This window comes from Streptomyces sp. NPDC048496 (assembly GCF_043200055.1).
GTDB lineage: Bacteria > Actinomycetota > Actinomycetes > Streptomycetales > Streptomycetaceae > Streptomyces.
Map to the genome: position 1 here is coordinate 1 of NZ_JBICXB010000081.1, position 15,293 is coordinate 15,293.

A 15,293-nucleotide genomic window follows, 5' to 3' on the forward strand; every position below is an offset into this window, starting at 1 on the left:
GCCCGAGCCGCCCTCGTCCTGCTCCAGCTCGAACACGGCCGCACCGCCTGAACGAAGATCACAAAGCGTCACGAGACGTTACCGAGAAAGGTTCAATGGCCACCGCTCCTGCAGCGGTGACGATCCCGTAGGCAGCAGGACGCCGCTCCACAGTGAAGTTCCCCGCTACGAGCGACACAATCGCGGGCAGGATCAGCGCCGCCCCGATTCCCTCAAGGAACGACCATCCAACCAGTAGTACGGTGAGATTCGGAGCGAGCGCGGTGGTGAGAGACCCGCAGCCGTAGACGACGCAGCCGGCCATGAAGGCGCGCTTACGGCCGACGAGCGCACCCACCTTTCCGCCGCAGATCATAAACATCGCCATCACAAGCGTGTAGGCCGTGATCGCACCCTGGATACCGGTCACCGTCGTCCCCACGTCGGCAGCGACACTGGCGATGGAGACATTCATGACCGAGCTGTCGAGAGCCATCAAGAACTGACCGGCCGCCAATGTGATGAGAACAATCCTTGCGGCCGGCATCCCATCGGAGGCATCTGCTGCGACTGTCAGGGGCGGAGCCTCGCACAGCTGCCGGCAGGCACATGGTCAACGCTGCATTCGGATCAGTCAGTTGGCGGAGTGCGGAGAGCCGCATTGCCGGGCCGGCGCAGCGACCGGGAGTAAAGGCTGCTGCAGCCGAGCCTCACCGGCGGGGAAGGCTCACAGCACCTACTCCGTCGACGGCACCGACGCCGCTCTTCGCATGACGGCGCGCCTCACTGTTCATTGCGACTCACTCGCCGTCCGCTTGCCATGCCGCGGGATCAGCTCGACCGGACAGTTCGCATGGTGCAGCAGGCTGTGGGCGACCCGGCCGAGCGTCGGGCCGAAGTTCCCGGGCGAGCGTCGCCCGCCCATGATCAGCAGATCCGCGTGCCGAGTCGCCTCAACCAGGATGCCGGCGGCGGACATGCCCTTCTCCGCATCCGCCTCCACGGTGAGTCCCGGGAAGTCGGCACGGATACGGTCCGCCACTCCCGTCAACGTGCGAACGTGGTTGCGAGCCATCTCGTCCACGGCGTCGAGCATCGTCACGACACTCCCGACCGACCCCAGCACGTTCCATACGTGCAGAAGCCGCAACGACGCCTTGCGCAGCTCCGCCTCACTCGCCGCGTGGCGTGCGCATTCCAGGTCGTGCTCGTCGTGGACGGCGGCCAGCACGACGTCTGCCGCGGGAGCGCCTTCGGTGCCGCGCACCACGACCACCGGCGTCCTGGCACCCGCAGCAACCTTCAGACCGACCGAGCCGAGCAACAGTGAATTGAAACCTCCGCGACCACGGTTGCCCACCACGATCGTGCCGTGGTTTCCCGCCGCGGTGTGCAGGCTCACCACGGGTTCACGGCGGCTCAGCTCCTTCGTCACGCTCAGGCCGGGGTAACGCTCGGACACCATGGCTGCGGTCTCCTCGAGAAGATCCCGACCCGCGTGCCGAACCTGCTCGATGGTTTCCATGGACGCGTAGATCATCCGGCTGTCCGTGTCGGCTGCGTAGACAAGGTGCAGAGGACGATCACGCCGTAGTGCTTCCTCGGAGGCCCACAACACTGCGCGCTTGGCGGGCTCGGAGCCGTCCACCCCGGCCACGAGCGCTCCGAGTACCGGGCCGCCCTTGTCGCTGGAATTCATGGTTCCTCCTCACCGAAGGCTGCCGGTGCAGCTCTCACCCTGGCACCGCACCCCCGCGCTGCGAGAGGGCCGCTCAGGACCCCGCGGGGGCCGAATGTCCCTGTCGGTTCCGCCGCCCTGCGTGCTTCTCCCGCGCCGTGGCGTGCCCGAACGCCTCCGGGTGAGGCCCGTTCGGTACTGCTTTCGGTGCCGTGGTCCAGCGGATCCCGGGTTCGGAACGAGGACGGGCGCTGCGCCCCGGGGAATCGCCGAGAATCGGCAGGGGTGCCTCCAAGAAGCACACGGAGGCGGGAGACCTGATGACCGACGAGGTCGTTTCGGTCGTCTCCGCCAACTCCTTCTGTTGTCTCCGCCACCTCCTTCCAGGATGTCGCGAAGTGGCTCGCACAGCGTGGAAGCGGCTCCAGCGGGTCCGGGCGCGGCACCGAAGCTGAGGCGGTGGTCCTGGCACCGGTGGATCCGTCAGTCGTCATCAGTCGTCATCGGCCCCCGAGTCCCGGCGCAGCCGGCCGGACCAGCGCGGCTCCACGCGCTCCCACTCCTGCTCCCATTGGGCGAGGCTGCGCGTCTCGACGCGGCGGAGCCTGAGGCGGACAACCAATCCGGCGGACAGGGCAACCACGCCCATGGCACAGGCCCCTGCTGCGGCGGCCTGCACGGCGCGTTCTCCCCGGGAAGGCGGGGCAGCGGAAATCCTGCCCGCGTCATCCACCCACAGCGTGACCGTCCGGCCCACCGGCGTGTGGGGGGTGACCGCGATGGTGTCCGTGTGAGGCAGGGAGGCGGGATACTCCCAGAAGGCCCGAGCTGTTGCTTCCGAAGCCCCCGCAAACCGGGCAGGGAGTCTGTCTTCGGCCTTGCTGAGTGTCGTCGCCGTCACCTGGTGGCGGTGTCGGGCTTCTTGCTGCGCGGTGACGCTGTCGGCGTCCCAGATTTTGATTCCGGCAGCGACACCGCAGAACACCGCCACGAGCGCGAAGAGCACGGAAGCGGCGAGCCAGCGGCTGCGTACACGGTCGGCGGCCCGCTGCAGCGGATTCGGGCGGCGCTCGAACGGTCGCATTCGGCTTCCGTGCCGCTTCCGGGGCCATATGGACTCGGGTCCGGGCGAGTCGGACTGGAACATGTCACGCCTCCGCCCCGTGCCGTCGCCGTACCCGCGCGCAGCGGTGGTCGGCACCTGGGAGATGAGCTCTGGTCTGTGCTCCACTTCCGGCGCCTCGGGGGCGCCATCATCGATGTCCTTCTTCAATTTCGTCCGGCAGAGGACAGTTCCGCTTGGGGCCAACGGGCCCCTGCGGGGGCCGTCCGGCCCACCTGCCGGTTCGTTCCGGTCGCAACCCGGCTGGTGCGTGCTGTGGAAGGCGTCGTGGGCGTGGAGTCCGATGTCATCCACCCCGCTCCGGCCCGGAAGGGGCCGCCGGTGGCGGGCTCTCAGTCCTGACGGCCCTTCCTCTGACGGCGGGCGGGGCTTCGGCCCGAGGGCAGATCGAGCCATCGCGGCGTGCCGGGGCCGATCATGTGGGTGCGGCCGCCCAGGACCAGCCGGACGGCTGGGTGGTGCGAGTCCGATACCGCGATCCGGAGCCGCTGTGCCCGTATGCCCAGGTCCACCTCGTGCCCGCGGAATCCGAAGCGTACGCCGAATTTCGAGAGCTGGGGTAGCGGGGCCGGGGAGAGCCACAGTGCGTCGTCACGCATCTCCAGCCCAGTCATTGCGCGCTGCACGAAATCGAGGGTGCCGGCCATCGCCCCCAGATGGATGCCTTCCGCCGTGGTGCCACCCTGGATGTCGACCACGTCACCGGTCAGCGCCTCCTCGCAGTGCGCCCATGCCTCCTCACGGTGCGCCCGTGCCAGCACCCAGGCATGAACCAGGGAACTGAGGGTGGAACCGTGGCTCGTACGCGCGAGGTAGTAGTCGACGGTGGCGCGCCAGGTGTCGTCGTCCAGCACATGTCCGAGACGCTGGAACAGGCCGCCGAGTTCTCCGGGTGAGAACAGGTAGCCGAGCATCAACACATCGGCCTGTTTGGATGCCTGGTAGCGGTTGACCGTGTCGCCCTCCTCCTCAAGGATGCGGTCGAGCCGCCGGATGTCGCCGTAGCGCTTCCGGTAAGCGGCCCAGTCGAGTTCGTCCAGTTCTCCGTAACCGGCGAACTGGCTGATGACATCACGGTGATACGGCACATGCAGCCGACGGGAGACGTCCTCCCAGCGCTCCAGGTCCGCGGGGTCGAGGCATATGCATTCCAGAAGAAGTTTGCGCCGGGGCTCGGGCAGGTCGCGGTAGAGCTCAATGGCCCGTGCCAGCACCCAGGCCGCCGTCACGTTCGTGTACGTGTTGTCATCTATGCCTGCGGTCCCGGCTCCCGGATAGGCGTCGTGATACTCGTCGGGGCCGACCACACCGCGGATGCGGTACCGGGCCAGCGGCGCGTCCCATGCGGCGCTGTCCGCCCAGAACCGGGCGATCTGCAGCAGCATTTCCGCGCCCTTGGAATGCAGGTAATCCGTGTCCGCGGTGGCCTGGCAGTACTGCCACACGTTGTAGGCGACGGCCGAACCGACATGGTGCTGCAGACGTGAATGGTCGGGCAGCCAGCGCCCCGAACGCGGGTTGAGATGGAGTTCCTGGGTCTCCTCCCGGCCGTCGTCGGCACTCTGCCAGGGGTACATGGCCCCGGCCCGCCCCACCTCTCGTGCCGCGCGGCAGGCCGCGGGCAGCCTCCGGTGGCGGTAGTCCAGAAGTCCCCGGGAAATCTCCGGGAAATGCAGACTCAGGAACCTCAGCACGAAGAGCTCGTCCCAGAAGACATGGCCCCGGTATGCCTCCCCGTGCAGTCCTCTCGCCGGTACGCCCACATCGAGCTCTGCCGTGTGCGGGGACAGCGTCTGCAGCACGTGGAAGAGGTGAAGTCGCAGAATTCTGCCCGCTTCGCCCGGAACCTCGATCCGGGTCCGCTGCCACAGCCCGGCCCACGCCCGATGGTGCGAGGCCAGCAACTCGGAGAACTCCGGAGCCGTCCGCACACCGGCCACAGCAGCCCGCAGCGGGTTGCCGATCGCCGGGTCACGCGACGTGTGCAGCGCCACCGTCTTGTCCACGACGGCGTCGCATTCCGGATCCAGCGGCAGCACCAGTGTCTGGAAGATCTTCCGTGGGATCTGCCGGGGACGGAGGCGCCGACCGGACTCATCCGGCTGCCGCCCATGACCGCCGGACGTGGCCACGATGCGGGAGGCCAGCGCGAAGGCGATCTCCGACTCCACGGTGCGGCATCTGAGCCACACCACGTCGTCCTGTTCCGTTCCGGTCGACCAGCCGGTCAGATGGCAGTCCGACAGATCCCGGTACCGCGCGACACCGGCGTTCCGGATGTCGCCGTCGATCGCCGCCTCCACCTCGATCGCCCCCACCCACCCGGTCGCGGTGAAGGCCGTGTGGAGGGCGGCGAGATGCGGGTTGCCCATGTGCACCAGACGGCACTGCTCGACATACAGGCAACGGCCTGCCTCGTCCTGGTAGACGGACCGGCGGGTCAGCGTGCCGCGGCGCAGATCGAGCGTCTGCCGGTATTCCGCGAGATGTTCGTGGTCCGGTGACAGCCACGGTCCGGGGGCTGTGCCGGCGGGGCGGATACGGTAGCGCAGCGGCAGCCAGTTCGGCAGGTTGACCAAGTCGGCGTTCTCCACCTGCCGGCCCTGGACCGATGAGGTCAGCCGGTCGTAGCAACCTGCGATGTAGGTGCCCGGGTAGTGAGACCTGCTTGCGATGGACTCGGATGCGGCTCCACGGGTGGCGAAGTACCCGTTGCCGAGCGTGCACAGCGCCTCGCGCAGCCGTTCCTCCTCCGGCTCGTACCCCTCGTACGACCACTCCCAGACCCCCGCCATCAGTCGTCGCCGATCAGCAGCTCACCGGGATCGGACACCACGATGTCGGCGCCACGGCGTCGCAGGTCCGCGGCCTTGCCGGGACCGCCTGTCCGGTCCACGCCGACCACGAGTCCGAATCCGCCGCGGCGGCCGGCCTCGACACCGGCCAGGGAATCCTCCACCACAGCGGTGTCCGAAACGGGAGCCCCGAGGCACCGCGCCGCCTCGACAAAGAGCGCGGGATCCGGTTTCCCCGCGAGCCCCAGCCGCCGCGCCTCATTTCCGTCGACCACGGCACCGAACTGACCTATGAGGCCGGCCCACGACAGGAGTTCCGTCGCGTGGCGGGAGGCGGACACGGCAGCACAGGGGATCCGCTCACTGCGCAGCGCGTGAAGGAGACAAACCGTGCCGGGCCAGACATCGACCTGGTGGGTGCGCAGCGTTTCCCTGAACAGCTCGTCCTTACGTGCGGCGACCGCCCCTACCGTCGCGGTACCGGGCGGGTCGTCCGGGCTGCCTTCGGGAAGGTTCAGGCCTCGCGACGCGAGGAAGGCCGCCGCACCGTCCTGCCGTGAGCGGCCGTCGACGTGGCGGAGATAGTCGTCGACCGGGTCGAAGGGCCGCTGTCCCTCCCGCTCCGACAGACAGGCGTCGAATGCCTTCTTCCAGGCCGCGGCGTGGCTCCTGGCGGAGTCGGTGATCACTCCGTCGGTGTCGAAGACCACGGCCCGCACGGAGAGCAGGCACGGGGCAAGAGACGGTACGGCTGCCATGAGCGGGGCGTCCCTTCGCCAGGGGTTCCTTTCATGGCATCACGGTTCCGGGACACCGGCGCGTCGTGGACCTCAGTAGGGCAGAGGCCGCCCGGACGGAGTTCGCAGGTCGAGGGGCGGAGGCCCCGAGGGAAGCGGTGGGCGACGGACGATTCTGATGCGGCTCACTGCCACCACCTCCTGGCGCTCACCGGGTATGTGCCCAGGTGCGTCCTCCACAATCCTGCGGCGTGAGATCCGAGCCCATGGGCCGATCGGTCCCGGACCGCCCCCGTACGGCCCAAGCGGGCGGGTCGCTGAGCGGATCACCGTTAAAGTTCACGTGGAATGCCGGTCAACGGGCTGATGCCGTTCAGCGGGTTCGGGTACGGCAGACCCCGGGGGTGCCCGATGACCGAGCCTCCCTCCGGAGCCCCGCCTATCGTTCACACGGACGGTCGGGCACGCGGCCGGGCTGTCACGCGCGGAGCCGCCATCGCCCGCCAGGGACGGAGGACCCCATGTCGACGCACAGTCTGCTCGACGCGCTCCCGCCCGAGAGCCGGCAGCGCCTTGTCGACACGGCGGCACACGAAGTGCCGCTGGTGCTCGACTCACGCCTCTTCGAGGAGGGCAGGCGGGCCGACCGTTTCTGGATCATCCGCTCCGGCCGGGTCGAGATCGACCTCCGTGTGCCCGGCCGCCGCCCGGCGGTCGTCGAGACCCTGGGCCAGGACGACCTGCTGGGCTGGTCCTGGCTCTGCTCCCCGCACGTGTGGCACATGGGCGCACACGTGGTCCACGCGGGTCAGGCCCTGGAATTCGACGCCGCGACCGTGCGCGCGCTGTGCGCGGACGATGCGGTGCTGGGCCGGGCGGTGTACAAGTACGTGGCCGAGACAGTGGCGGAGCGGTTGTACGGAACGCGGGCGAGGTTGCTCCAGCTGTACGGTCCCCAGGCCGACATCGCCGAGGACTGAACGGCCCGGGTGGTGCAGGGGCCGATCGGCTCTGGTGCGCCGTCGGTGTGCGGGCCACGATGAACATGGGGCCGGTGGCAAAGCCCTGCAGAAGCGAGGTGGGCGCCATGAGCGGCGAAGCCGCGTTCTCCGCACAGCATCCGATCCGCGTGTTCCTGCTCGACGACCACGAGGTGGTCAGGCGCGGGGTGCAGGATCTGCTCGACGCGGAACCCGACATCGAGGTCGTCGGCGATGCCGGTACGGCCGATCACGCGCTGGCCCGTGGCCCTGCGCTGCGCCCGGATGTCGCGATTCTCGATGTGCGGCTCCCGGACGGCGACGGGATCAGCGTCTGTCGTGAACTGCGTTCACGGATGCCGGAACTGGCCTGCCTGATGCTCACCTCGTTCGACGACGACGAAGCACTGCTCGACGCCATCATGGCGGGCGCAGCAGGCTACGTACTCAAGGAGATCAAGGGATCCGACCTCGTCGCAGCCGTCCGCACGCTGGCTTCCGGGCGCTCCACCCTCGATCCGGCGACCACCGCGCGGCTTATGGACAGCCTGCGCGGAGAGGGTTCCGGCACCGAGGCCGAGGACGAGGACGCGCTCTCCGCACTGTCTCCACGGGAGAAGGACGTTCTTGCTCTGATCGGTGAAGGACTGACCAACAGCCAGATCGGTAAACGGCTCTACCTGTCGGAGAAAACGGTCAAGAACCACATTTCCCGCCTCCTGGCGAAGCTCGGCGTGGAGCGCCGCATTCAGGCAGCCGTGATCGCCGCGCACAGACCGGCACCCTCCTCGCCGCCCTCGGCGAGCGGTCGCGAGTACTGACGCCGACGCCGCGGCCCGCCGCGCGGTCCACGGATCACGTCAGTCGCAGCGGCACGCGCCACCTCACCCGGGTGCCGCCCTCCGCCGATGGCTCGACCGTCATGTCACCGCCGAGCTTCTCGGCGCGCTGCGCAAGGTTGTCCAGCCCACTGTGTGCGCCGTCGTGTTCCGGCATGCCCACTCCGTTGTCGGACACCACCAACGTCAGTGCTCCCTCACCGACCACCATCGAGATGTCCACCGAGGTCGCCCGGGCATGGCGTGCGACATTGCTGAGCGCTTCGCCGAGCACCGCGATCACCTGGTCCGCGGTCTCAGCCGGCACATCTGTGTCGATGAGCCCTCCCATGCGGAGAGACGGCTGGAAGCCCAGGGCAGGCGCGGCCTGCTCCACCGCGGTCAGCGTGCGGACGCGGAGACCCTGTTCGGCACGGCCCGATTCGCGTGCGCGGAGGCCGAAGATGGTGGATCGGATGATCTTGATGGTCTCGTCGAGATCGTCCACGGCACGCAGCAGCCGTTCACCGGCCTGGGGATGGTCCACGAACCGCACCACGCTCTGCAGGGTCATACCGGTGGCGAACAGTCGCTGAATGGCGAGGTCGTGCAGGTCTCGGGCGATCCGGTCCCGGTCCTCCAGCAGGGCGATCTGCTTGGCGGACTCACGCCGTTCCGTGAGTTCCATCGCGAGCGCCGCCTGCCCGGCGAACGTCAGCAGGGGCGCGGTCTCCCACTCGGTGAATGCGGGACGATCCCGTACACGGGCCAGCAGCAGCACCCCCAGGACCCGTCCCCCCGTCTTCATCGGCACCGCGACGGCCGGACCGAGCCCTGCCCATCGCGGGGGCCCGGCGGTGATCCTCGGATCACACTCGACATCGAGGCTGATGATCGGCTCGCCCGAGTGGAGGGCTGTGCCGACGAACGAACCTTCACGTGGCAGGACCAGTCCGCGGTGCGTGTCGGCGTCCACGCCGGAGGCTATCGCCACCCGCAGGGCGCCCTCGCCCTCGGGGAGCGCCAGAACACCCAGGTCGGCGGAGAGAATACGCGAGGCATGGTCGACGACCATCTGCAGGACGTACGCCTCGTCCACCCCGCTCAGCAGGCCCTCGACGATCTCGCTGTTGGCCTCCTGCCAACGCTGCCGGTCACGCGTCTCCGAGTACAGGCGCGCGTTCTCGATGGCGACCCCGGCTGCCACAGAGAGGGTGGAGAGCACCGTCTCGTCGTCGGCGTCGAAGGCACGGCCTCCCCGCTTCTCGGTCAGGTACAGGTTGCCGAACACCTCGTCGCGGACCCGGATGGGTACCCCAAGAAACGAGTGCATGGGGGGATGGTTCGGCGGAAACCCGTGGGACGACGGGTGGTCAGCGAGTTCCTTGAGCCTCAGTGGCACGGGGTGGCAAATCAGCTCGCCGAGGATGCCGTGCCCCTCGGGCAGCGAGCCGATGGCTTCCCTCTGCTCGTCCGGGATGCCCACGGGCAGGAACTGCGCAAGGCGGGTTCCCTCGCCGAGCACCCCGAGGGCTCCGTACTCGGCATCGACCACGACGACCGCGGCTTCGACGATCTGGCGCAGCACCTGCGGCAGATCGAGTCCCCTTCCCACCGACATGACGGCGTCCAGCAGCAGCGCCGCCTCGGCGGGGCCGCGCTTCGAAAGATCGAGGCGGTCCTGGAGGTCGCCGGGGAGTGTGCCCAGCCGACGGCGTTGCTCGCCGTTGCGGTCAGTGCCCTTGTCGCCCACGGTGCCTCCGCCATGGCCCGCGCATCACGGGCGGACCATATGTCCACGGTAGCGGCCGAACACCGCGAGGCACCCGGTGGAGCGCACCCGGGGGAAGACGTCCTGGTACGGAAACCTGTGGCCGACGCGTCCTGAACGGCCCCGCCGAGAAGCCCGTCCGGCCCGGCCGGGGAAGAATGACCCATATCCGCGGGGAGGACGCCCACGCCATCCTCCATTTCTCACCGCATCACCATGTGTCACCCCGTCCCGGTGGCTCGGCGACTACGGCCATGTCCTGGCCGGTCCGCGGGTTCCGCCTGCGCGCCCCGGCACCGGGCAGTCGCAGCCCGCTCGAACTCCCGCCCGCTGCACACCGTTTGCGGCGCGAGCGGCGTGCCGGCGACGACAGGCAGTTCTCTCACTTCCGCACCACGCGACGCCCGGTGATACGAGTGGGGGTGACCACCATCCAGTGGGTGCGGGGGCCACCCGCCCAGGGAAGGGAGGGGGCAGCACGGTCCAGTCGCTGGATGGTCTGGGCACCGGTGACACCTGATGCATCGCCCACCACCAGCACACTCCAGCCCTGGCTCATCGCGTCGTCGATGTGATCGGCCTCGAAGGCCACCTCGGTTCCCGCGGACGCGGCCAGAAGTCCATCGCCGGTGGTCCGGAACGCGATCTCGTTGCCCGTCAGCACGTAGTTGACCGGGAAAACGGCGGGCCCGTCCGTCGTGACGATCGCGATCCTGCCCACACCGTGGCTGGAAAGCAGTCGAAGGCACTCTGTGTCACTGAGTGCGACGAGTTCGGCGCCCGGCAGTGCCGCTGCCCTGCCGGGGGGACGTTCCACCGTCATACCGGTCAGCTCGGCCACAGTCGTCTCCAGCGCATCGGCGAGGCGCACGAGAACGCTGACGGCCGGTACAGCAGCCCGGTCCTCCACATAGGCGATGTACGAAGGAGCGGCGCCGCAGCGTTCGGCCACCTCCTCACGGGTGAGACCGAGTTCCTGACGGCGCGCTGCCACGCGCCGCCCGAGGTCGCTGCGGGCGGTCGAAGACTCCCTGGAAGCGGATGAAGGCGTGCCCTCGCTCATGGTCCTCATGTCCTTCGGGTCATGGCAGGTCGGGGACGGAGACGGCGTTGTGCTGCGGGCCGCCCAGTGCCACCTTGAGGGCACCGGTTTCGGCGGCGCGGGAGAAGATGTCGTACGCCTCCTCCATCTGGCCCAGCTCGAAGCGGTGGGTGATCAGCGAATCCGACGGGAGGCGCCCTGCGGCCATCATGCCCAGCAGCATGGGCGTCGAGTGGGTGTCCACCAGCCCGGTGGTGATCGTGACGTCCTTGATCCAGAGGTCTTCGAGGTGCAGGACCACAGGCTTGCCGTGGACCCCGATGTTCGCGACCCGGCCGCCCGGGCGGACCATCCGGGTGCACATCTCGAATGTCTCCGGTATGCCGACGGCCTCCATGACGACATCGGCACCGAGTCCATCGGTGAGGTCCTCGACGAGGAGCTCGGGTTCCTCGCTCGCACTGACGGTCGCGTCCGCACCGAGTGCGCGCGCGGTAGCCAGCCGGGACTCCGCGAGGTCCACCACGATAATGCGGCGGGGGCTGTGCAGACGCGCGGTGATGATGGCCGCCAGACCGATCGGCCCAGCACCGACCACGGCGACCGTGTCGCCGGGCCGCACGTCGCCGTTCACCACCCCGACCTCGTACGACGTCGGGAAGATGTCGGCCAACAGGACCGCGTCGTCACTGTCGACGGCACCCGGCAGCGGATGTACGGACAGGTCGGCGAACGGCACCCGCACATATTCGGCCTGGGTGCCATCGATCGTGTGGCCCAGCACCCAGCCGCCGCCCCCACGGCACTGACCGTACTGTCCGCCGCGGCAGAACCGGCACCGTCCACAGGCGGAGATGCACGAGATCAGCACGCGGTCACCGGGCCGCACCGTCCGGACATCGCCGCCGGTCTCGACGACGGTGCCCACCGCTTCGTGCCCGAGCACACGACCCGGAACCACCTCGGGCACATCGCCCTTGACGATGTGCAGATCGGTGCCACAGATAGTCACCGTGTCGACGCGAACGATCGCGTCCGCGGCGTCCCTGATGCCGGGATCCGGTACATCCCCCCACGCGGTCCGGCCGGGGCCCTGGAAGACGAGTGCCTTCATGACATCGCCCTTCTTCCTGTCAGGTCCAGTACGGGGCACTGCCAGGCTGACTCGGCAGGAGCTCGGGGCGCATGGGCCGGATGGTCCCCGGGCGAGGACCTGGCGGGCCATCCACTCCCGCCGACGCAGCAGCGGCCCCGGTCCGCGGTTCCCGAGGCGCGTGCGGAAACCGGCCGGTTTGCCGGACCCACCCGGCGGCCGCAGGCTGAAGGTATGGGTCTCCCCCACTCACAGATGCTCAGCGGCTGGGCCGTCGGGACACCCGGACCGATCGGTACCGGTCCCCTGATACGGAGACACCGCCAGGTGAGCGCGCCCGCTCCGGATGAACTCCTGCTGCGGGTGGAAGCCTGCGGTGTCTGCCGCACGGACCTGCATCTCGCCGAGGGGGACCTCACTCCCCACCGTCCGTCGACGATTCCCGGGCACGAGATCGTCGGCCGCGTGGCAGCGGTCGGCGAGGAGAGCGGTGTGTTCCGTGTGGGCGACCGGGTCGGCGGTGCCTGGTTGCGCCGTACCTGCGGGTCCTGCCGCTACTGCTGCTCCGGACGGGAGAACCTGTGCCCCCGGTCCACGTACACGGGGTGGGATGCGGACGGCGGCTTCGCCGACCTGGTAGTGGTTCCCGAGGCGTTCGCCTACCGACTCCCCGAGTCCCAGGACGCGGCCCTGCTCGCCCCTCTCCTGTGCGCGGGAATCATCGGCTACCGGTCGCTGCGCCGCAGTGCGCTGCCGAAGGGTGGCAGGCTCGGAATCTACGGTTTCGGCGCGTCGGCCCATCTGGCCGCTCAGGTGGCGCTGGCCGACGGCGCGACCGTCCATGTGATGACGCGTTCCGCCCAGGCGCGTGAACTCGCTCTGTCCCTGGGTGTTTCCTCGGTCGGTGGCGCCTACGACAGCCCACCGGAGCCCCTTGACTCGGCGATCCTGTTCGCTCCGGTGGGTGATCTGGTGCCGGTGGCCCTGGAGGGACTCGACCGGTCGGGCACCCTCGCGATCGCCGGTATCCATCTCTCCGACATTCCCGCGCTGAACTACCAACGGCATCTCTTCCAGGAGCGGAATCTGCGGAGCGTCACCTCCAACACCCGCGAGGACGGCCGCGAATTTCTCGAACTCGCCGAACGCATCGGTATCCAGGTCACCGTCAGCCGCTATCCCCTGAACCGGGCTGATCAGGCACTGGCCGACCTGGCCGCGGATCGCGTGAACGGCGCCGCGGTGCTCACGCCGGACTGACAGGAATCCGGCCCGGAGGGCCAAGGCAAGCGCTCAGCGCCTGACGGCTGGATTCTGCACCCTCGTTCGGCTCAGGCACCGGCCCGTCGGCAACGCGTGCGGACACGTTCAGGGCAGCGTGGACGACGTAGCCCGCCCGGGAGTCCTTCGCACGTCGACCGGGCGGGCCGCTTCCGTCACCGACTCTTCTCGGTGCGCTGTTGTGCTGCGGGAGCGCGACGGGCGGTCCGGGTGCGTTCCTCATGCGGGACAAGCTGGGATAGATCCTCGCAAATCGAGCACCATTACCCGGCACGGCAGCCCATTCCCTGTCCTGATGTGGCCATGGGGCCCGATCACGGGATCCCGCTCAGCTGGCACCGGGTGAATGATCGAATCGGCGGGCGGTTAGCATATGAGCACCGCCTAGCTCGAAAGATAAATCTGTGACTGTCAACGAGGACTCGTTCACCAACTGGAAGAACCGTGAGGAGATCACGGAGTCGATGATCCCGATCATCGGGAAGCTGCACCGGGAGCGGGACGTCACGGTCCTGCTTCACAGCCGCTCCCTGGTGAACAAGTCGGTGGTGAGTATTCTCAAGACCCACCGATTCGCCCGACAGATCGCCGGTGAGGAACTCTCGGTCACCGAGACGATGCCGTTCCTGCAGGCTCTCACCACGCTCGATCTCGGCCCTTCCCAGATCGACATCGGCATGCTCGCCGCCACGTACAAGACTGATGACCACGGTCTCTCGGTGGAGGAGTTCACCGCCCAGGCCGTCGCCGGCGCCACGGGCGACAACAAGATCGAACGCCGCGACGGGCGCGATGTCGTCCTCTACGGCTTCGGCCGCATCGGCCGTCTCGTAGCCCGCCTGCTCATCGAGAAGGCCGGCTCCGGCAACGGCCTGCGGCTGCGCGCCATCGTCGTCCGCCAGGGCGGCGACCAGGACATCGTCAAGCGCGCCTCGCTGCTGCGCCGCGACTCCATCCACGGCCAGTTCCAGGGCACGATCACCGTCGACGAGGCGAACAGCACGATCGTCGCCAACGGCAACGAGATCAAGGTGATCTACGCCAACGACCCGTCCGAGGTCGACTACACGGCGTACGGAATCGGCAACGCCATCCTCATCGACAACACCGGCAAGTGGCGCGATCGCGAGGGCCTCTCGAAGCACCTGCGCCCCGGCATCGACAAGGTCGTCCTGACCGCTCCGGGCAAGGGCGACGTCCCCAACATCGTCCATGGCGTCAACCACGACACGATCAAGCCGGACGAGCAGATCCTGTCCTGCGCCTCCTGCACCACCAACGCGATCGTCCCGCCACTGAAGGCGATGGACGACGAGTACGGCGTCCTGCGCGGCCACGTGGAGACCGTTCACTCGTTCACCAACGACCAGAACCTGCTGGACAACTACCACAAGGCCGACCGCCGCGGCCGCTCGGCGCCGCTCAACATGGTCATCACCGAGACCGGTGCCGCCTCCGCCGTCGCCAAGGCGCTGCCCGACCTCAAGGCGCCGATCACCGGCAGCTCGATCCGCGTCCCGGTGCCGGACGTCTCGATCGCGATCCTCAGCCTGCGGCTTGGGCGCGAGACCACCCGCGAGGAAGTCCTCGACTACCTCCGCAACGTGTCGCTGACCTCGCCGCTCAAGCGGCAGATCGACTTCACCACCGCCCCCGACGCGGTCTCCAGCGACTTCATCGGCTCGCGCCACGCCTCGATCGTCGACGCCGGTGCCACCAAGGTCGACGGCGACAACGCGATCCTCTACCTGTGGTACGACAACGAGTTCGGCTACTCCTGCCAGGTCATCCGCGTCGTCCAGCACGTCTCCGGAGTCGAGTACCCGACCTTCCCGGCCCCGGCGGTCTGATCTCGGCGGACTGTCCGTCCCGGTCCCTCGGCAGCCGGGGTGGCGGTGGGGGGGGGCAAAGTGTACGATAAGGTGACTACTTGCGGCCCCCCCCCCCCCGCCCCCCCCGCCCGGGCGGGCGGAGTGCCCCGTAACCCCCCGGCGCC

The 15,293-nt window shown here is 68.7% G+C and carries 11 protein-coding genes and 1 pseudogene; 4 read left to right on the plus strand and 8 right to left on the minus strand.

Annotation, left to right across the window (positions count from 1 at the left end; translation table 11 throughout):
- Positions 1-94 precede the first annotated feature (94 nt).
- From ACGFSA_RS33300 to ACGFSA_RS33320, 5 genes and pseudogenes are all read right to left on the minus strand, one after another.
- Positions 95-526: pseudogene (locus ACGFSA_RS33300) on the minus strand (MFS transporter); the annotation flags it as partial.
- Positions 527-769: 243 nt separating this feature from the next.
- Entirely contained in the window at positions 770-1,678 is a 909-nt protein-coding gene (locus ACGFSA_RS33305; RefSeq protein WP_393309761.1) for a universal stress protein, read from the minus strand.
- Positions 1,679-2,150: 472 nt separating this feature from the next.
- Positions 2,151-2,741, minus strand: coding sequence for a hypothetical protein (locus tag ACGFSA_RS33310; protein ID WP_393309762.1), 591 nt, complete (start codon positions 2,739-2,741; stop codon positions 2,151-2,153).
- 371 nt (positions 2,742-3,112) lie between these two features.
- Complete coding sequence (locus ACGFSA_RS33315; protein ID WP_393309763.1) at positions 3,113-5,575, minus strand: glycoside hydrolase family 65 protein; 2,463 nt, start codon at positions 5,573-5,575, stop codon at positions 3,113-3,115.
- Complete coding sequence (locus tag ACGFSA_RS33320; protein ID WP_393309764.1) at positions 5,575-6,333, minus strand: HAD family hydrolase; 759 nt, start codon at positions 6,331-6,333, stop codon at positions 5,575-5,577. The genes ACGFSA_RS33315 and ACGFSA_RS33320 overlap by 1 nt, the downstream gene beginning before the upstream one ends.
- Positions 6,334-6,833: 500 nt before the next feature.
- Here ACGFSA_RS33320 and ACGFSA_RS33325 point away from each other — a divergent pair, with 500 nt between their 5' ends.
- Positions 6,834-7,292 (plus strand): cyclic nucleotide-binding domain-containing protein, encoded by a 459-nt coding sequence (locus ACGFSA_RS33325; RefSeq protein WP_393309765.1) that lies wholly within the window; start codon positions 6,834-6,836, stop codon positions 7,290-7,292.
- A 107-nt stretch (positions 7,293-7,399) separates the two neighbouring features.
- Positions 7,400-8,113 carry a response regulator gene (locus ACGFSA_RS33330; RefSeq protein WP_393309766.1) on the plus strand — a complete coding sequence of 238 codons (714 nt, stop codon included), beginning with the start codon at positions 7,400-7,402 and terminating at the stop codon, positions 8,111-8,113.
- A gap of 34 nt (positions 8,114-8,147) precedes the next feature.
- Here ACGFSA_RS33330 and ACGFSA_RS33335 read toward each other — a convergent pair whose 3' ends face one another.
- From ACGFSA_RS33335 to ACGFSA_RS33345, 3 genes are all read right to left on the minus strand, one after another.
- Complete coding sequence (locus ACGFSA_RS33335) at positions 8,148-9,863, minus strand: GAF domain-containing protein (RefSeq protein WP_393309767.1); 1,716 nt, start codon at positions 9,861-9,863, stop codon at positions 8,148-8,150.
- A gap of 400 nt (positions 9,864-10,263) precedes the next feature.
- Complete coding sequence (locus ACGFSA_RS33340; protein ID WP_393309768.1) at positions 10,264-10,953, minus strand: helix-turn-helix domain-containing protein; 690 nt, start codon at positions 10,951-10,953, stop codon at positions 10,264-10,266.
- A 10-nt stretch (positions 10,954-10,963) separates the two neighbouring features.
- On the minus strand, positions 10,964-12,037 hold the full coding sequence (locus tag ACGFSA_RS33345; RefSeq protein WP_393309769.1) for a zinc-dependent alcohol dehydrogenase family protein: 1,074 nt from the start codon (positions 12,035-12,037) through the stop codon (positions 10,964-10,966).
- A 213-nt stretch (positions 12,038-12,250) separates the two neighbouring features.
- Between ACGFSA_RS33345 and ACGFSA_RS33350 the strand changes: the two genes are divergently transcribed.
- Both ACGFSA_RS33350 and ACGFSA_RS33355 read left to right on the plus strand, forming a co-directional pair.
- On the plus strand, positions 12,251-13,276 hold the full coding sequence (locus ACGFSA_RS33350) for a zinc-binding alcohol dehydrogenase family protein (protein ID WP_393309770.1): 1,026 nt from the start codon (positions 12,251-12,253) through the stop codon (positions 13,274-13,276).
- A 425-nt stretch (positions 13,277-13,701) separates the two neighbouring features.
- Positions 13,702-15,147, plus strand: a complete 1,446-nt coding sequence (locus tag ACGFSA_RS33355) for a glyceraldehyde-3-phosphate dehydrogenase (RefSeq protein ID WP_393309771.1) — start codon at positions 13,702-13,704, stop codon at positions 15,145-15,147.
- The last annotated feature ends 146 nt before the right edge of the window (positions 15,148-15,293 follow it).